The following is a 17,782-nucleotide window of genomic DNA, read 5'->3' as shown; positions in this document are numbered from 1 at the left end:
TGATTATGCTTTGGAGAGTGAAATCTTATGGGTTTTGCTCTTTTTTTATATTGTTTTTATTATTGGGGAGTGAACAGTTCCATGAAAGATGCCTTATCTCAGGTTTACGATCATTGGGAAGAAAAAATGGACAATAATGAATGGTATTTTAGTGATGCATTTGACGACATAGTAAAAGATATGACTCCGGAAGATGCGTTCGCCTATATCCCGAATGTTCTCGGAATGCTTTTGAGAATAGAAGAGGAGTTTCTTATCTGGGAAACCCTATATTTTCTTTTGCAAGTATACGCAATAGCCGATACAACCGAAATCCATCCGGAATTGAAAAGCAGCTGGGATGCACTTGAAAAGCATATCTCCTGCTACCCTGAGGCATATGGGACTCCATTTCAGGAGTTGAAGAGAGATTTGAGATTATGAAGCATGGGGACGGTTCTCTTGCTTCCGAAGCAGAAGAACCGTCCCCATGCTTCCTGTTTTTACTGCTCAAAATCTGGGATAATAAGAAAAAAACCAGAAAGCAGCTGAGGTCAATGGAGATAGATTTAAAAGATGGCAAGTTAGTTATGATTCGCGAAGCAGAGAAGAAAGATGCTGAACAAATAATTGAATTCTACAACAAAGTGGGGGGAGAAACGGATTTTCTTTCCTTTGGGAAAGATGAATTCCAAAAGGACGCAGAGGAATATAGCCGTTCTATAGAAGAAGCTCATTTAGCGGACAATTCTATTATGCTTTTGGCCCTTTTGGACAATAAAATCATCAGCATTGCTACCATTCATTCAAGCCAGAAACCAAGAAATCGTCATGTCGGTACGCTTGGTATTGTGATCAGCAAAGAGTTTACAGGACTTGGTCTTGGGCGCATCCTCATGGAAAGGCTAATTGAATGGACGAAACAAAATGGGGTAACGAAAAGAATCAGCCTTGTCACGAGAGAGGATAATATTCCTGCTATTGCGCTGTATAAAAAGCTCGGTTTTCAAGAGGAAGGGCTGATCATAGGTGATACTTATATAAACGGCATTTACTATAATACTCTTTTGATGGGATTGTCTTTTGATAGTATCAAGCATACATAAATGGGGTGCGTTCATTGTGAACGCACCCTTTAGATTTGATTATTGCACGGAAGATCAGCTGAAGTTCTAAAAAATAAAAGGAAGCAGAGCCCACGATTGTTTCATATAGTCTTGATATTCGTCTCCGAATTCCATCACCAGGAATGCTTCTTCTTTTTTTATTTTTGCAATATAGGAAAGTAAAATCATGACCAATCCGATGAAAGAAGGAAGAGTGCCAAATAGAAGAAATGTACCGAAAAATCCACAAACAATCCCTGTATAAATGGGGTGTCTGATAAATTTGTAAGGTCCGCTCCGAACAAGGCGCTGGTTTTTGACTTTTTGAATGGCTCCGCTCCAATTTCTCCCCAGCATCATCCTCGCCCAAACAGTGTAAGAAAGTGACAGCAATAAGATCACAAGTCCAATGCTTTTCAATGCAAAAACAGAAGGGAGGATCATGATGCTTTTAAAATTCGCTGAAAAGAAGGTAATCAGAAAGGCAACGATGACTAAGATCAAATGTACGCTTCGCTGCGTCCTTTCTTGCCCGCTATACTCTTTTTTCACTTTCTTCCGAGTAGAAAGTGCGGATAGGATCCAATAAACCCAAAAAACGGACCATAAATATATTGTGAATCTGATGATGCTCAAAATTTCCCCCTCTAGTCAACTGCGGAATATAGACGAATTAAATGCATTACGAAAATACCATTCACTTTTGTCTAATTTGGGATTGCATCTTTATACAAGCGGTGTTATATCTAACGGAAGGAAGCATCAGAACCGTCCCCGTGCTTCCTTTCGCCCGAACGCCAAGAAATACCCTAGCAAAATCAGCCCAACGATAATCAGACTGATAAAGAATCCTACCCGCTGATTTGCGTGAAACAGCGAACCTGAAATAGCTGCCCCTATCAGGATGATCCCTAAATAGGAAGTAAAAGGATAAAGAAACAGTTTATATTTGATTTTCTCAAAAGTGTAAGATGGATGATTTTTAATATGAGAAGCTAAAATAATGACCCAGTTCAAAATCAGTAAAATACCAGCTGCTGTTGTTAAGTACTCATAAACCGTATCGGGCAGAAAATAGGAAGCAATGATCGACATGGCAAGCCCAGAAGCGCTTAGAATCAGGGATGGAACCGGTACATCTTTTTTATTAGTCCTGGCAAGCCTTTTAGGTGCATCACCGTCTTTGGCAAGTGATACCATGACAGTCGTGACTGCATACAGTGCTCCGGCCATTGTTGAAAAAGCAGCGGTAATTAAAATGACGTTAAAAATAGAATCAATGTAAGGGATCGTGAAAACGGAAAGAGCTGTAACGAACGGGCTCTCTTTCTGAGTGATGTCTGTCCATGGAATAAATGTCATCACAAACAATAAGGAGAGCATATAGATTGCAGTCAGCGCGATGAGCATCACACTGCCCGCTTTAGGGGTGTCATTTTTGTTCTTTAATTCACTGGATAAAAACCCCGTAACCCCAATCCCGCCAAAGGAAAAAAAGACAAATATTAACGAATTCCAAAAGCCCATTAGGCCATTCGGAAAAAGAGTTTCATTTCCTTTATGAAGCAGGGCTGTATGGGTGTGATCACTTGAAAAAACTCCAAATAGAAATAATGCTCCGAAAAGAATAAAGGCAAGCAATGCAGAAATCTTTATGATGCCGAAAACACTTTCGATCTTCCCGAAATTTTTCACCCCAAGCAGATTAATACCAAAGGCGATGAGGGAATACAAAATCGCAAACACCCATAATGGGATATGCGGGAACCAAAATTGAGTAAAAATCGATAAGGCGGTTATTTCACTCGACATGATCAGGACGCCGGCAACCCAGTAAATCCATCCGCTTAAGAAACCGAAAGAATGGCCAAAAGCTTTTTTGGCATACCCCCTGAAAGAACTTGGATCAGGATCTTGGACAGACATTTCTGCCAATGCCCCAAAAACGATAAAAGCCGCTGCTCCCCCTATTAAATAGGCAAATAAAATAGAAGGGCCTGCTGTTTTTATAGATAATCCTGTCCCAAGAAAATAGCCAGCACCGATAATAGAACCAATACCAATCAGTGAAAGTTCCCACCATTTCAGCTGATGGTCTTTTCCTTTTTTAAGTTTCTTCGTTTTCTTATTGGCAGCAACCTGTTTAATTAAATGGTCATCTTTTTCCATAGGATCCGCTCCTTTAACATTCTGCTAAATTTAGCATCTGCAGTTTAAGGAGTTGTATTCGGGGACAGGAACCTTGTCCCGCCATAAACCATTGGGGCGGTCCCCACCGGTCACATGGCGCCTCTTTTTTAAACAGCATCTAAATAAAGGCATTTAGTTGAAGGAAGCATAAGAACCGTCCCCATGCTTCTTCGAACAGAAGGATGCATAAGAACCGTCCCCATGCATCAAAAAAAGCAGCAGACTCTAATCTGCTGCTTTCCCTCTATAGCTGAAACCTCCCAGCCATCTCATCCAAAGCCTCAGCCATCATTTTCAAACCTTCGTTTCTCTTTTGCAGCTCTTGTACGGTGATGCTTTGCTGCTGGGAGGAGGCGGAGATTTCCTGGATGGTTGCGACGCGCTCTTCGGAGATTGCGGCGATTTCGTGAATGGATTCGGTTGATTTTTGTGAGACTTCATTGATCGTTTCTGTGCTGCTGACCATTCCTTCAATGTTGGCTGTGAGCGTGTTGATAGCGGTGAAGATCTGCTGAAATAGTTCTCCGCTGATGGAGATGAGTTCAACACCCTCGCCGATTTCCTTGTTGACGGATGCGTTGGATTCGAGCATCAAGGAAGTTTGTTCGTTTACTTCTTGAATGGCTGTGTTGATTGTGGTGACGATGGATTCGGTCAGTGCTGCGAGCTTCTGAACTTCCTGGGCAACGACTGAGAATCCTTTGCCCGCTTCACCCGCTCTTGCTGCTTCAATCGAAGCATTTAGGGACAGTAGATTAGTTTGGTCGGCGACCGCTTTGATCAGCTTCGTGTCATCATTGATTTGCTGGATTTTGCTGCTGAGGAGCTTCAGGCGTTCGTTGCTTTCATTCCCATTTTGCTGGATCCGGTCGATCTGCTCGGAAATTTTAGCGATCTGTGCAGCGCCTTCCTTCGCGATTTTTCCTGAATCCTTGGCAAGGCTGTCCATTTCCCTTGTTTGTGTATTAACGCTTTGGATTTGGGACGCCATGAAAGTGGTTCCTTCAGAAATTCTCTCGATGTGTATAGACTGGCTTTCGCTTGCCTTTGCTTCCTCGCTGGTTCCGGCTGCAATTTGCTCCTGCGCTTCAGACATTTCCTGAAAGGCTGAGACCAGGGTGGAGCTCGTCTCATTGATTTCTTTGGAATTGTGCTTCACGCCTTGAATGATTTCAATAAAACCTATGCGCATCTGCTCCAAATTTGCTGCCAGGATGCCAAGCTCGTCTTTTCGCATCAATTTCACAGGTTCCGTCAAATCGCCCTTCGCCATTCGGTTAATGGCATGCAGCAGCACCATAATATGCTTGTTCAGGCTTCTGCCGAAAAGTAAGGCAATGACGGCGCCAATAATAATAGAGATAATAAGGAAGCCGGCCACGAATAGGTTAATGGTGCGCTGAAGGTTTGTCACAAACTGCGTGCTCATATCAATGCCGACAATGGCGTTAGCACCTGGAATCGGAGCGAAAAAGCTTTTATGGCTGCCCCATTTGTCTGTATAAATCTCTGTAGAAATTTCTTTATGATTTTTAAACGATTCTGCCTGCTGTGGGGTAAAAGGAGACTCTGTCATCGTCTCCTTGCTTCCGTTCAGGCCGACAATATAGTCCTTGCCGCCTTCACTTGTCAGGACGTAGGCATATTCAATGTTATCTTTTCCTTTTACAAAGGAATCGAGGAAGCTGGCTAACTCAGAATTACTCTTGTCCTTTGCTTCAATCACTTGATTGACGAGGCTGCCGTCAACGGAGGTCTTTAAATCTTCTCCATTAATTTTTAAAACATTTGCAAACTGAGGAAGCACATGCTCGTTGATGATGTAGCCGGTAATGCCTTTTACAAAAACAAGCATCAGCATGCCTAAGATTAGAAAAGGAATAAGAAAGTTAATAAATAATTGCGTTCTCAGTGACTTTTTTGGGTTCCATTTTTTCATTATACCGGTGTCTCCTGTTTTGACTGCGTCATGTATTGGGCAAGATCAAGCTCTAATAAATAATCGATTTCACTCATGTCCTTCGTTTTAAAGAAAACAACAGCAAAGGTTCTGTCATTGGAAGCATTGATCTTCCGATACTCCATCACATGGCTGAACTCTTTGTAAAGCCTGTCATGATCTATGCTTTCGATCAGGTTCTTTGTGATCTCCATTGGAATTTCTGCGCAGAAAAAGCCATAAAACCAGTCTTCATCCTGGCTGAGCACAGTTTCCCATGCCGGTTCCTGGCCGCTGAAGTAGGTTCCTGCGCCATTAATGCCGTAAGCATAATAGCTGATGTCTGTCGTGCCGGCACCTGCGAAGCGGAGCGGGTTCACCTCAATCGGCATAATGCCGTTCGGGCTTAACCTAACTTCAATGTGAAACGGGTAGTTTTGAATCTTCATATGCTTGTTCAGCTCAAGGAGAAATGCTTCCAGCTCCTCTTTGATCTCTTGGATAATGGGGACCGACGTATAATAAATCCGGTCAGACGTATCTTTCTCATGCAAGAACCGGCGTTTTAAAATATTGAGCGTCACTGGTTTTCCGCTCTCATCAAAATAGCAATCGGCCGCATACTCATCACCCTCGATGAATGCCTCAATCAGGATTTCTTCCCCATTGATCACATCGCTGCTGTACGTATTTTTAATGAGCAATAGGTCTGCATACAAACTTTGAACAGCAGCATCCCACTCTTGCTCATTTTTCACAATATACACACCGATACTGGAATAACCCTTATTCGGCTTCACAACCACTGGAAAAGGAATAGCCTCGCTTTCCATACTTAAAAGCTGTTCAAGAGTCACAAGCTGAAAATAATAATCGGGCATGGCTGCAGACAAAAGCGTGCGGAACTCTGCTTTATTCTTTAAAAGCTGAGAAGTGGCAACAAACGGGTGGGTAGGAGAAAATTGATCTAAAATCCGAAGGCAGCTTTCTGAATTCGTGAGTACCCTCGCATTTTCCTCTAAATAGATCGCCCGTTCATCAGTACTGTAATAAATCGGAATTTTCCTCGCCACAGCTGTTTCAAGCAGCAAAGGGGATACAATCTGGTTTTCTAAAATAATCATTCTACACCTCCGGGGAATCTACAAGTACCTTATCGGCCACATACTGGAGGAGTTTAACGCTTTAAAGGATGTTGAGAATATTCGGACTTTATGGGGAGTTTTAGGGAAGCGGTTGCAGGAAGCAGAGGGACGGTTCTCGTGCTTCCAATGCAGTAGAAACCAGGGAAGCAGAGGGACGGTTCTCGTGCTTCCTAAGCAGTAGAACCGTCCCCGTGCTTCTTTTTAAATAAATTCCTTTTTATATCGAATAGCCAGATAAATTGCTGAAGCAAGGAAGGTAAGAGAATATTTGAATAAGAAGAAAATCTGCCACATATATTCTTTCGGGAAAATGATGTCGCACAGTACAATTACACTAAACATGATGAGGGCGCATTTTAATCCTATTTGCATTGTTCTTTCATCAGTTTTCCCCATTTTACGTTGAAAAACGTAGGTTACAATTCCTCCAATGAAAAGCAATGCAAACCCAATCCCAATGAGGGTATTCCAATTTCCAACAGAATGTTCAGCCCAAGACCTTAAAGAGTGAAAAATTGAACCATGTACATTTGAGATAAAATTAGAAATCATTTTTAATCATTTCCTCTCTCATAAGTGAAAATTTCATTAACATCAACCTTGAAAAATTCGGCAATACGAAAAGCTAACAGCAGAGTGGGAACATAATTTCCTTTTTCCATGACGAAAATGGTTTGCTTGGAAACCCCGACTTTCTCTGCTAATTCTTGCTGAGACAATCTGGCAAGCACACGATATTCATAAACCTTATTTGATATGGAATCACCAAAATCTTTCTTCACCGCCATCACCTCTTGAGATGAATTATATACTAATTATTTACAAAAAGTAAAGTAAACTTATATAAAAATATAAAATAATATTATTATTCATAAAAATACTTTTATTTATGAACAAAACAAAAAGAGCTCATCTGCGAGCTCTTTTCACGTTATATGCTATTCAGTTTTTGTTGGAAGCAGGAGAACCGTCCCCATGCTTCGAGGCGGGAGGAAGCGCGAGAACCTTCCCTGTGCTTCCCCCTTACTTCAAAGGTTGGGTAAGAGGAAGCAAAAGAACCGTTCCCATGCTTCAAAGATTAAGCTCGGAGGAAGCACCAGAACCGTCCCCACGCTTCTTTTCCCGCACCCAAACAAGTACCACCATCGCAACATTAACAGCGGCCAAAATTAGCAGGGAGGCATCTCCTTTTTCAGTGGAGCGGTCAAGGGTGAAGACCTTGCCATCGGCCATGAGCGTGTTGACGATTCCCATCATGACGTTGTTGGCGACGTGGAACGCGACCGAGGCCTCGATGCCACGGCTGATGATTGCAATCAGCGCTGTTGAGGCGCCGACAACGAAGAAGTATCCGAACAGCCAGGGGTCAGTTGAACCGTGCATTACCGCGAAGTGAAGGCTTGATACCAAGAGTCCGACGACCAAGGCAGGGAGGACGGGGCGCACCCACGATGCAGCTGCCGGCATGACGGCGCTTCGATACATCAGTTCTTCACCGGCGGATTGGATCGGAGTGGCCAATAAGGTGACCACCAACATGGCAATCGTTGTGCCAGTAAAGCCGAAGGCCTTCCATCCCGGTGCTTCAGGTGCGACCAGTGCGATCACACCGATTCCGACGCCCACCAGCACCGCCGCGCCGAACAGGTACTGCCCAAAGCGCCGCATGTCGAGTGCCCGCGGCGAGCTGAGCATGCTGCGCCAAGGCACTTTCGCCATCCAGACGAGGAGCAGAACCGCCAGTATACCTGTGACGCCTATGCTCAAGCTGTCGGATAGAAACCTCAATGGTGTATAGCCGACTGAAAGCGGATCGTCGCTGCCCTCGATGAGGCCAACGACGAGGCGGAGCAAGACCTGCACGACAACCAGCGCCACCGACGACAAAATGATGACTGCGAGCGGCTTCCACCAGCTCATACGGAGGTGGGCGCCGTACGGCCTCGTGCTGTCGACGGCCGGCCGAGCATTCTTCAATGCTGCACCTCCGGTAACATTGTTTTCCTCTTCAATTCTTTTTTCCAAAGTAATCATCCTCTGATTTATTATTTTGAACGATGAATTCTATTACTCAGTATAATCAGCCTCTATTTCTCCTGAAGAAACAGAAGTTTACTTTCTGATAAACTTTCCTGCTGGTTGTTAATATGCTGGTAATGTTTGTGTGCTAACATAGTGCCGAGGTGGGCAAAAGTGGAAAATGCGGAAATTTTATTAGTGGATGATGAAAAATCAATCGTTAAATTAATGGAAACCGTTCTGAGAAAAGAAGGATTCAGCCATATACATACAGCTTATACTGCAGAAGAGGCGCTTGAGTGCGTTTCTTTGCACCACATTGATATTGTGGTGCTTGATGTCACGCTTCCCGGACAGAGCGGTTTCACTATTTGTCCGAAAATCAGGGAAATCTCAGATGCGTATATTCTCTTTTTGACAGCACGTGTCTCCGACCTTGACGTGCTGACAGGATTTGGGGTCGGGGGCGACGATTATATTACCAAGCCCTTCAACCCGCTTGAGATTGCCGCAAGGATTAAGGCGAGGCTCAGGCGGAACCAGACTCATCCCCCTTCCATAAAAAAGATGGACAGGAAGCATGATTACGGGCGCTTTATCCTGGATGAGGAGTCAGGGGAGCTGATTGTCGAGGGCAAACCCGTGCAGACGCCTGCCCAGGTATTTCTCCTGCTGCAGTATCTGTGCCAGCATCCCAATATCGTCATTTCCAAGACGAAAATGCTTGAAGCCGTATGGGGATTTGACAGCTTTGTGGATGACAATACCGTTACTGTCCATATTCGAAGAATTCGGGAAAGAATTGAGAAAGACCCGAGCCATCCTGAACTGCTCGTGACCGTCCGCGGGCTGGGATACAAACTGGTTAAGGGGAAAATGGAATGATGTCGCTCAGGCGGAGGGTGGCTCTGCATTTCTCTCTTCAATTCATTTCCATCATGGTGTTTGTCGGGATTTTTTCTTTGGTGTTTCTATTTGTGCTTTTGACACATTTAAACAGAGAAGAAATTAAGCAAAACTTTCCTGCCGGTGCTCTTGAAAGCATTGCGATTGATACGCGGATTGACAAAAATAAAGCCATCATCAGCGACTCATGGAAACACCAGCTCAAAGAACGAAATCTCTGGGTTCAGGTTGTGGATAGGAAAGGAGACGTTATCGGATCAGAAAATACACCTAAACTCCTGCCTGACTCCTATTCAGTCAACGATCTTCTCCAGATCGAAAAAACGAACCAATATGAAGGCTACTACGTTTACTCCCAAGTCGACACCACCTTTAATGACCCGTATTTTTATATGCTCGGATACAAAAACAATGAGCTGGAAACCCTCCGGCACTGGTTTTCACTGTATTCAAGCAACGGCAGGATCTCCGGTGCAAACCTGAAGAAGCTGGAAATGGAATTAAAGCCGATGAAAGGCTCCATTCATGTGGTAAACCAGGAAGGGAAAATCATCCAGTCCGCCGGGTCTGACATAATGAAAGAAGACTACAAGCCGCTGGATGTGCTTGTCAGGGCAAAATCACCAGGGATATTTGATACACACACAACCATCTTCAATGATCCGCAATCTGGTTTCACTTGGATTTTGCATACACCGAGGCAGGAAGCAGAACCTGCGTCCTCTTCCATTCTTTCTGAAGTAATGAGGATCTTCATGATCCTTGCAGCTGTTTTGCTCACATTGACAGTAGGCATTTCCTTCTGGAATGGCTTCAGGTACGGCCAGCCCCTGCTTCTCTTCACCGGCTGGCTGGAAAGAATGGGGTACGGAAAGTACGAGGAAGTCCTGACAGAAAAAGAGCGCAAAAAAGTCTTCAAGAAAAATGGGAAAGTGCGCCTGAGGTACAAGCTCTATCAAGAAGTGATCGGGGCCTTCTACGAAATGGCTGAAAAACTTTCCGCCTCAGACAAGGAAAGGGACCGTCTGGAAAAAACGCGTGAAGAGTGGATGACTGGCATTTCCCACGATCTCAGGACACCCCTTACGACGATCCAGGGCTATGCCCATTTGCTTGAAAGCGGCCAGTACCGCTGGACCGAAGAAGAGCTTCTGGATATGGGGAAGATGATCAGGGAAAAAGGAGATTATATGACCGCCCTTATTGAGGACTTCTCCCTTGCTTTCCAGCTCCAAAACCAGTCGCTCCCCCATCAGCTGAAGCGGGCAGACCTGAATGAACTTGTGCGGGGCATTATTCTTAAATTTGTCAACGACCGCACCCTTGAAGACATTCCCTTTAACTTTAAAGGCGCTGATTCAAATCTTTATATACAAGCAGATAGACGCTGGTTCGAGCGGATGCTCGATAACCTTATCTATAACTGCATCAAGCATAACCCAAAGGGCACAAGCATTACCGCCTCAGTCAGCAGACAGGGCGAATCCGCCATTGTCACCATCTCTGACAATGGTGAAGGAATGGACGAAGAAACCGTCCGGCACCTCTTTGACCGCTACTTCCGCGGAACAAGCACAGACGAGCAGACAGAGGGCGCGGGCCTTGGGATGAGCATCGCTCGCGCCATCGTCGAGCTTCATGGAGGGAGCATTTCTGTCTCTTCTGTAAAACACCAAGGCACTGAGTTCAGGCTTGAATTTCCTATGGAAGAGGGGCAAAGCAATTGAAATGAAAAAAAGGAGCCAGCAGCTCCTTTTTCAAGTGTTCTCTTGTTTGTATTGGAAGGAAGCGCAAGAACCGTCCCCGTGCTTCTAAGAGCCTAGGATTGCATCTTTATACAAGGGATGTTGTATTTTCATGGAAGGAAGCATCAGAACCGTCCCTATGCTTCCTATCCCAATATCTCCCCAATTCCCGTCCCATACTTCTTATCCAGCCACTTGCCCAAAGTCTTCATGGTGCTGTCGAAGTCTTTGGTCTGTGTCTTCGATAGAGTGTGGTAAAGAGAGGGAAGGTCTTTTTCATAAAGCTGTTTCCAAAATGTTTCCCCGCAGTCTTCCCAGCCAGTCAATTTCTTGCTTTCCAGGATTTCTCTCAAATCGAACAGATTGTTCCGGTATTTTCGAATGGTGCTGTCTGATTTGCCAATCGTTTTTTCGATGAAAAAGTCCTTCAGATCCCGGGCATAGAAATTATTAATGGTGTTCGGCTGGAAGCCGAGCAATTCATAAAATTCAATATCCGTTTTTGATACACCCTCATCTGTTTGAGGATGGTGTCCGCGCTGCTTTAAGGCAGATATTCTGTCTGCTCCTCCTGTAACGAATGGAGAGAGAGGCAGGTTCAATTTTTTGCGGATTGTATTAAAATCAGCTGTTATTTCTGCATCTGGATGCCGTTGTTTCGTCAGCATATAAGCGTTGAATTCCATCTGTTTCAGCCAGTTGTCCGCTTTTTCTTTTTCACCGGATTCAGCTAATTCACGGATGGAACGGTCATTGAGCATAGGGATCGGCACATTTGCTTCCAGGTTTGCATAAGTTTGAGCAAAATTAGCGAAGTAGAGTGGTACACTCTTGTCAGAGAAATACACTAGCTGATTTTTCACTTGCAGCCTAGCAGGAATCTCTACATTTTTTTCATATTCTTTCTCAAACGTCAGGAGGCTGCGCAGCGGGACAAAAATCTCTTTGAATTTCTCCGCATACTCTTTTTCCTCCGTGATAAGTAGAAGCGTTTGATCAGTGACAGAAATTGTGCCATAAACATTGCCAATGGAAATACTGCTCCCTTTAGCAAGCTCGCTGTCTGTATAAGCCAGCCACTCGCCAACCCAGGTAACCCGCTTTTCATCATCTTTCCATTCATCAATCTCAAACTCTTCCTGAAGCATCATAAATTGATACAAAGCAGTCAGGTCATTCACCTTAAATTCCAGGTGATGATGAGGAACCTTCTTTGTGCCGCTTGCGGCTATCTCTTCTCTCTCAAGCAATGCCCCTAGAATTTCAGGGTAATACTGCAAAAGAACCTGATCATGTTCTAGACCGGTTTCTTCCGACAGCTGATTAACTTTTTCCGCTGCAAGCTCAATGCCTTTTGGTCCTTCAAAAAGAAAGACGCCATTAAAATAGAAGAGGCCGTCAAATTCTTCTAGGAAGCCAATCGTGCCATACCATGGCGCCAATCGATTTTCTTCTTTATTTAACACTTTATAGGTATCCTTAGTAAAAACATCCTCAAAAACGATATGCTTCTCATCGGCAGAGACAGCCTGAACAAGCATCGGCTTAAGCTTTGTCCATTCTTCCAGCATCTCCCGCTCGTCCTGCTTCAAACGGTCACCCATTTCTTGGTAGAACCAATCAACTCCGCGCAGTTCTTTCTGTAACGGGTAAAAGAAGTACATCCAAAAATCGATAAATCCGAACCGGTTCGGATCAGAAATCACATGATTGGAGCGCTCCTTAAACTCACCCTGGATACGCTGAGAGTCAGAAAACGAGACATGATGAGAAACAAAGTCGCTCATCTTCGAAACAAGCGATAACTTACGCTGCAAAAACCGCTCCGTTTTCGCCTCGCTCATCTGCACCACATTTTCCTTCAGCATGCAGCACTTCTTATATTTTTTCCCGCTCCCGCATGGGCAGGGAGCATTTCGGTTAATAGCCATAAATAGTCACCTTTTTCCTTGTTGATAGCATACTATTAGTATCGCATTTATGGCATTAGGTCAACCCAAATACAGGGAAAACAAAGGATTTACATATATTTCAACGAAATAGTCTCCCATAATGTTGCCCCTCTAGCTGAATCTCTGAAAGTAAACATCGTCGTATTGAAAATGACCGTCATCTCGGCTGCCTGCTTAATGGCAGAAGGGGGAATAGGAGTCTGCAGTATTTGAAAGTCATTTAAATGCATGAAATATTCCTCATCAGGTTCACCTTTGTAATCTGCCGTCTCCATCTGTCCTGTCGCAATGCCTCTTGCGATGATCCCTTTCCCGTTGCTGTAGAGGAACACTCGATCATCCCGCTGGATTTTCGTAATGAGTTTTTTCCAGCGGCCGAAGTAGGCTGCGCATTTTTGGTTTTCGAGCATATCGGCTTCACAGGCTGGGTTTTCGGTTTTGTTGGTGTTGATGATGTGGAATTTCATGACTGGTCTCCTTTTTTATAGAAAGAATGAGGATGGGGAGATTTAAAGGATAGCAGAATCAGAAATACTTTTTCTGATATGTAGAATGATTTCTCGGGAAATAGTTTGGTTTTTCGACTTGGCATCCTTTAGTAAGAAAAAGTCCCGCGTTTTAATCCGCCCGTTACTGGGTTTACAACAAAATGCCATTGGCATCTGCCGTATTTATCCTCATCTTCACCTCCCTCACACACAATAGAAGGCAAACCCTCTGTCTCAGACAAACGATAAAAAGAATAGCCGGCAGGAGGGGGCGTTTCAAAGAGAATAGAACCATCTAAAGAAATTCCTATAAGCTTTTCTTTAACTTTATCAATCGCTAAAATTAATTTGTGATCAAAGCAGGATTTTACCTCTGTTAAGGATGCGTTCTGTATTTTTATGGTACACCCATTATGGAGCCAGGTAGCCGTTCCCAGCATGCGGTCATGCGCAAATAGAATCGTACCTTCATTGCTGAACTCATATATGGCGGTCTGGATGAAATTCTTCCCGCACTCTGCATAGATTCCAGAGGGTTCGTCGCTGGCGAAAAATATGTCACTTAACTTCCTAGTGATTTTTTTGCCCCTATGAACCCAGCTTATAGAATTATTGTCATAGATAAGGTCTTTTACTGCCATAAATATCCGCCTTTCAGTAGATAATGGAAAACTAGCGCCGCATCAAAATTGAGAATAGCAAAATTCAGCAAATCCCGCACATAATTCTTCAATCTCTGCCTTTCTCGCCAATGTTTCCAGCCAGTCAGTTGGAATACTGTCCATTCCATATGCCATACCAGCAAGAGTCCCTGTTAATAACCCAATTGTATCGGTATCGTTGCCAAGATTGACTGCTTTAAGGACAGCATCCCGGTAGCTTTCATGGGTTAAAAAACACCATATGGCCGCCTCGAGGGAATGGACTACATAACCAGTCGATTTTATTTCTGAAATATCAGCGTCCAAAATGGATTTGTTGAAAATTCTCTCGTAATGAGAAAACTCTCTTTCGTATTGAGTAAGCCCTCTTAGCTCTTCCAAGCAAGTATCAGCTGCTCGACGGAATGCATGAAGGGGAGGGTGCCCGTTATATAGCTCAAGCAGCAGCTGGATATAGATGATACATCCTAATGTCGAGCGGGGATGCGAATGAGTGATGCCGGCTACTCTCTCAATCTCTTTTCCCCGAACATGAAAATCATTTTCCTGCCTGAGGGTAAAAACAAGCGGAGCAATTCTCATTAAAGCGCCATTTCCATTATCAGATTCGGTTTTTCCGCCGCATTCCTGCAGTGGAATACCATTAACGTAGCGTTCAATGGCATTGTCAGTAGCATGTCCGATATCAAACATCGTCCCATAAGGAGTCCAATAGCCTTTTCGGTACTCCATAAACTTTCCCATCAGGTCGTATTCGTCTTTCTCTTCGATTAAGTTCTCAATCAGGCAAAGTATAAGGGAGGTATCGTCTGACCATGTTCCTGGCGGCTGGTTATGGGTGCCATAGCCCGTCATGCCTGTAATGTGTTGCCCCCTTGGCTGGAATTCGTTTGGTACGCCGAGCGCATCCCCGGCTATGCCGCCGAGAATAGTGGAGTGAATTTTAGTTTCTAACTCTTTAAAAATCGGCATATTTTCCTCCATACTTTTGTTAAAAGATTAGGGAGCCTTATTCTCTCTCTCTTCTAATACCTCAACTCTGTCCTTTGGAATCCACATGTCATAATAGTATTTATCAGTCCTATCCATCCCCAATTCTTCTGCTATTGCTGAATCAGGTGTGCCTATAAAATATTCATTTTCGTTTTCTTTTGAAATATTAACAATCCGGCCTTTTATTTTTCCTTTCGTTTTGACTCTATAACTATTAGTTATTTCCTCTTCTGATATAACTTTGCTATAAAGTCCACTATTATAAGTGTCTATAAAACCTTCTTCAATTGTGGAGGGATCATGGGAAAATACAAGTAAATTTCCTTCCATGTCTCTATTAATTTTATATTCTTTGCCTTTATAAGTTCCGTAGTAACCTTTTCGAATCATCCTATTTCATCCTCCGCCTATTTTTCTAAGGAAACAAATCTATCACCATCAAATATAGCTACTAGTTCTTCTTTCCCTTTTTCCACTATATAAAGCTCAGCCCCTTTTACAGGCAATTCTCTATCTGCAAATTTCCACTCAGGGACAATATTGTTATTTCTAGCTGCAGTAAAACCATTCAAGGTACATGGGGGACCATCTTTATTGGTACCCCCAAACTTTTCACCATAAGGGATTTCTACATCATCTGCATAATTTGATTTAAATCTTATTATCCCATAAGAGGTCCCATCAACTGGAAAAGGCCTGATTCCCCCAGATATAGTATAATCTAATCTTAGCGTTTCAATTACATCATCATATTCTATTAAGTCTTTTAAATCTTCCACTTTCGCAACATACCCGCCTATTTCAGTATATGGATCAGAACCTGAAATGTAATTTTTCACGTCTTGGATTGGAAGGGTTTTTTGTAGCAGAGTTTCCTTAGTTACAGGTGGGACTGAATCCCTGATTTCTTTCATAATTTTAATTTCATCTAAAGTTAACTCTTCAACAGGCTTTAATCTCAGTTCATGAAATTTATCAATTGTTATATCAAGTTTTTTAAGATGAGTTTCAATTTTGTCATTGAAAGATGGTAAATGACGTATAGAATTTAAGCTATATTTTCCTTGGATAGGGGGCTCTTTTGGTTTAATAGTCGGCTTATTCGATTTATTAATCTTATTTATTTTGCTCATATCCTTCTCAATGAGCCGATCTATATCAACAACATTAAACGACCCTTCATTTACTGCAGCAAGAGCGGGTTGAAGTTTCCTGCTTGGAACGGGAACTTTCTTCTTAATGGAATCAATCTTTGTTTTGCTCCCATTTTGCAGTAAAGGTACTTTGCGAGAAGGAGCATTATTCTGATGTATAGAAGCGATCTTCTTACTTTGCATTGATTGAACAAGTTCCCTTTTTACTACAATTCTGCTTTTTGCAGGAGAGCCTGCTATTTTAGCTATAGACGGAACTTTATTTTTGGGAGCGGTTATTCCTTTTCTTATAGCGGTTTTAGCTGCAACTGCGCCTTCTTTTGCAGCGATTGCTCCAGCCTTAGTCCCAGCCTTCGCAACCCCCAACCCAGCCTTCCCAATCCCAGTCGTCCCTTCCGTCAACAGCGCAGGAAGCACGTTTCCAATCATATTCCCGGCCCAGTGCCCTCTGCTTTCCGCGTCACCATAAACTACATCCTTCATAAAGGAATCTTTGATCGCTTTTCCAGCATACTTAATAACCTCTACCGGATGATGGGCAGTATAGACGATCCCGTTCACCGTATCCATCGGATGAGTAAAGATATTTTTTACATCATCCCACATCCCGGTAAAGGCGGCTTTCATGCCGTTCTTTCCGCCGATGTTGAACTTGTATGTATTGTAATCCAGCTTTTGATCCCATGAAAGATTTTCATAGCCGATCTTATCTGCTATTTTGATATATTCTTCTGCTGAGATAAAAGGGTTAAGTTTTGCTTTTAGTCTTTCTATTTCTGCGAGGTGTTTTTTCTCGGCTTCTTCTTCCCTCTTTTTTAAGTAGGCATCGGCATTTTGATTAACGGTGATTTGCTGATTGAATAGGTCTTTTTGGTGAAAGGCTTTGGAGTTGAAATGGAGCGGGTTTGCGCCTTTTCCTCCGGCTGTTGCGCCTGATAGTTCTGTTAGGTAAGATTTGATAAATCTTTCGAGTTCTTCCGATTTTGCATATTCACTTGTCAGCTGGCTGTCTGCATGATGCAATGCCTGCATCGTGTCCTGTCTCTCTTTTTCTGCGCTGTGAATGGCTTGGTCAAAGGGGTCAGTTGAGAAGGAGTCAAGCGGTAAGGTATCATGTATCTCATTTAAAATGGCATCCAGATCACTCTTTTGGCTGTCTATTAATTGCTGGGAGATCCGTAAACCGCCGGGAATGCTTCCTTCGAGGAAATTTCCGTATACAGAAGCATCCTCCAGCTTATATCTCTCTAACACGTCATGAATAGTGTTAATAAAGGCTGTTTTCATCTGGATGAATTTCTTCCATTCTTCAATGAGGGAAGAGTGCTCGGAAAAAAAGCTTTTAATGGACTCCGCACCTTGGCCTGTAAAATGGCCGTTAGTGACAAGTACTTGGATTTGCTTGTCGAGATTTTCGATTTGCTCTTGGTATTGCTTGTATTCTTTTGCGCGCTGCTGGACAGAGGAGAGGAGGGATTCGGCTTCTAATATTTTTGGCATTCGG

The 17,782-nt window shown here is 43.4% G+C and carries 17 protein-coding genes; 4 read left to right on the top strand and 13 right to left on the bottom strand.

The features are described 5' to 3' along the window. Nucleotides 1-81 precede the first annotated feature (81 nt). Both LRR81_RS09835 and LRR81_RS09830 read left to right on the top strand, forming a co-directional pair. Nucleotides 82-423: an ABC transporter gene (locus LRR81_RS09835; protein ID WP_231789189.1), complete on the top strand. Its 342-nt coding sequence runs from the start codon at nt 82-84 to the stop codon at nt 421-423. A 113-nt stretch (nt 424-536) separates the two neighbouring features. Continuing rightward, nucleotides 537-1,085 (top strand): GNAT family N-acetyltransferase, encoded by a 549-nt coding sequence (locus LRR81_RS09830; RefSeq protein ID WP_231789188.1) that lies wholly within the window; start codon nt 537-539, stop codon nt 1,083-1,085. Between the two features lie 66 nt (nt 1,086-1,151). Here the strand turns inward: LRR81_RS09830 and LRR81_RS09825 are convergent, their stop codons facing one another. The 7 genes from LRR81_RS09825 to LRR81_RS09795 form a co-directional block, all read right to left on the bottom strand. After that, entirely contained in the window at nt 1,152-1,589 is a 438-nt protein-coding gene (locus LRR81_RS09825) for a methyltransferase family protein (RefSeq protein ID WP_231789187.1), read from the bottom strand. Nucleotides 1,590-1,847: 258 nt separating this feature from the next. Next, the gene (locus LRR81_RS09820) at nt 1,848-3,254 is read right to left on the bottom strand and encodes an amino acid permease (protein WP_231789186.1); all 1,407 of its coding nucleotides are present in this window, start codon (nt 3,252-3,254) and stop codon (nt 1,848-1,850) included. A gap of 265 nt (nt 3,255-3,519) precedes the next feature. After that, a complete protein-coding gene (locus LRR81_RS09815; protein ID WP_231789185.1) occupies nt 3,520-5,214 on the bottom strand; it encodes a methyl-accepting chemotaxis protein in 1,695 nt (564 codons plus the stop codon). Continuing rightward, nucleotides 5,214-6,338: an ATP-grasp domain-containing protein gene (locus LRR81_RS09810; protein ID WP_231789184.1), complete on the bottom strand. Its 1,125-nt coding sequence runs from the start codon at nt 6,336-6,338 to the stop codon at nt 5,214-5,216. The genes LRR81_RS09815 and LRR81_RS09810 overlap by 1 nt, the downstream gene beginning before the upstream one ends. A gap of 222 nt (nt 6,339-6,560) precedes the next feature. Then, the gene (locus LRR81_RS09805) at nt 6,561-6,911 is read right to left on the bottom strand and encodes a DUF2178 domain-containing protein (RefSeq protein WP_231789183.1); all 351 of its coding nucleotides are present in this window, start codon (nt 6,909-6,911) and stop codon (nt 6,561-6,563) included. A gap of 2 nt (nt 6,912-6,913) precedes the next feature. Then, a complete protein-coding gene (locus tag LRR81_RS09800) occupies nt 6,914-7,147 on the bottom strand; it encodes a helix-turn-helix transcriptional regulator (protein ID WP_231789182.1) in 234 nt (77 codons plus the stop codon). Between the two features lie 283 nt (nt 7,148-7,430). After that, nucleotides 7,431-8,384: a CPBP family intramembrane glutamic endopeptidase gene (locus tag LRR81_RS09795; RefSeq protein ID WP_231789181.1), complete on the bottom strand. Its 954-nt coding sequence runs from the start codon at nt 8,382-8,384 to the stop codon at nt 7,431-7,433. 168 nt (nt 8,385-8,552) lie between these two features. Here LRR81_RS09795 and LRR81_RS09790 point away from each other — a divergent pair, with 168 nt between their 5' ends. Beyond that, on the top strand, nt 8,553-9,263 hold the full coding sequence (locus tag LRR81_RS09790) for a response regulator transcription factor (protein WP_231789180.1): 711 nt from the start codon (nt 8,553-8,555) through the stop codon (nt 9,261-9,263). Next, nucleotides 9,260-11,011: a sensor histidine kinase gene (locus LRR81_RS09785; protein ID WP_231789179.1), complete on the top strand. Its 1,752-nt coding sequence runs from the start codon at nt 9,260-9,262 to the stop codon at nt 11,009-11,011. The genes LRR81_RS09790 and LRR81_RS09785 overlap by 4 nt, the downstream gene beginning before the upstream one ends. A gap of 164 nt (nt 11,012-11,175) precedes the next feature. Here the strand turns inward: LRR81_RS09785 and LRR81_RS09780 are convergent, their stop codons facing one another. The 6 genes from LRR81_RS09780 to LRR81_RS09755 form a co-directional block, all read right to left on the bottom strand. Continuing rightward, nucleotides 11,176-12,960, bottom strand: a complete 1,785-nt coding sequence (locus LRR81_RS09780) for an SEC-C domain-containing protein (RefSeq protein WP_231789178.1) — start codon at nt 12,958-12,960, stop codon at nt 11,176-11,178. 89 nt (nt 12,961-13,049) lie between these two features. Further along, nucleotides 13,050-13,448 carry a hypothetical protein gene (locus LRR81_RS09775; RefSeq protein ID WP_231789177.1) on the bottom strand — a complete coding sequence of 133 codons (399 nt, stop codon included), beginning with the start codon at nt 13,446-13,448 and terminating at the stop codon, nt 13,050-13,052. Between the two features lie 128 nt (nt 13,449-13,576). Beyond that, entirely contained in the window at nt 13,577-14,110 is a 534-nt protein-coding gene (locus LRR81_RS09770; RefSeq protein ID WP_231789176.1) for a hypothetical protein, read from the bottom strand. A gap of 42 nt (nt 14,111-14,152) precedes the next feature. Next, entirely contained in the window at nt 14,153-15,103 is a 951-nt protein-coding gene (locus LRR81_RS09765; RefSeq protein WP_231789175.1) for an ADP-ribosylglycohydrolase family protein, read from the bottom strand. Between the two features lie 27 nt (nt 15,104-15,130). Then, complete coding sequence (locus LRR81_RS09760) at nt 15,131-15,514, bottom strand: hypothetical protein (protein ID WP_231789174.1); 384 nt, start codon at nt 15,512-15,514, stop codon at nt 15,131-15,133. 17 nt (nt 15,515-15,531) lie between these two features. Next, the gene (locus LRR81_RS09755) at nt 15,532-17,778 is read right to left on the bottom strand and encodes a T7SS effector LXG polymorphic toxin (protein ID WP_231789173.1); all 2,247 of its coding nucleotides are present in this window, start codon (nt 17,776-17,778) and stop codon (nt 15,532-15,534) included. Nucleotides 17,779-17,782: the final 4 nt, after the last annotated feature.

Source organism: Metabacillus kandeliae, from assembly GCF_021166585.1.
Classification (GTDB): Bacteria; Bacillota; Bacilli; order Bacillales; family Bacillaceae; genus Metabacillus_B; species Metabacillus_B kandeliae.
This window is presented reverse-complemented; position numbering and strand designations above follow the sequence as displayed.

Bases quoted from the DNA above. Each gene is read 5' to 3' on its own strand.
- LRR81_RS09835 (WP_231789189.1), top strand. From the start codon at position 82: ATGAAAGATGCCTTATCTCAGGTTTACGATCATTGGGAAGAAAAAATG.
- LRR81_RS09830 (WP_231789188.1), top strand. From the start codon at position 537: ATGGAGATAGATTTAAAAGATGGCAAGTTAGTTATGATTCGCGAAGCA.
- LRR81_RS09820 (WP_231789186.1), bottom strand. From the start codon at position 3,254: ATGGAAAAAGATGACCATTTAATTAAACAGGTTGCTGCCAATAAGAAA.
- LRR81_RS09815 (WP_231789185.1), bottom strand. From the start codon at position 5,214: ATGAAAAAATGGAACCCAAAAAAGTCACTGAGAACGCAATTATTTATT.
- LRR81_RS09810 (WP_231789184.1), bottom strand. From the start codon at position 6,338: ATGATTATTTTAGAAAACCAGATTGTATCCCCTTTGCTGCTTGAAACA.
- LRR81_RS09805 (WP_231789183.1), bottom strand. From the start codon at position 6,911: ATGATTTCTAATTTTATCTCAAATGTACATGGTTCAATTTTTCACTCT.
- LRR81_RS09800 (WP_231789182.1), bottom strand. From the start codon at position 7,147: ATGGCGGTGAAGAAAGATTTTGGTGATTCCATATCAAATAAGGTTTAT.
- LRR81_RS09785 (WP_231789179.1), top strand. From the start codon at position 9,260: ATGATGTCGCTCAGGCGGAGGGTGGCTCTGCATTTCTCTCTTCAATTC.
- LRR81_RS09780 (WP_231789178.1), bottom strand. From the start codon at position 12,960: ATGGCTATTAACCGAAATGCTCCCTGCCCATGCGGGAGCGGGAAAAAA.
- LRR81_RS09775 (WP_231789177.1), bottom strand. From the start codon at position 13,448: ATGAAATTCCACATCATCAACACCAACAAAACCGAAAACCCAGCCTGT.
- LRR81_RS09770 (WP_231789176.1), bottom strand. From the start codon at position 14,110: ATGGCAGTAAAAGACCTTATCTATGACAATAATTCTATAAGCTGGGTT.
- LRR81_RS09765 (WP_231789175.1), bottom strand. From the start codon at position 15,103: ATGCCGATTTTTAAAGAGTTAGAAACTAAAATTCACTCCACTATTCTC.
- LRR81_RS09760 (WP_231789174.1), bottom strand. From the start codon at position 15,514: ATGATTCGAAAAGGTTACTACGGAACTTATAAAGGCAAAGAATATAAA.
- LRR81_RS09755 (WP_231789173.1), bottom strand. From the start codon at position 17,778: ATGCCAAAAATATTAGAAGCCGAATCCCTCCTCTCCTCTGTCCAGCAG.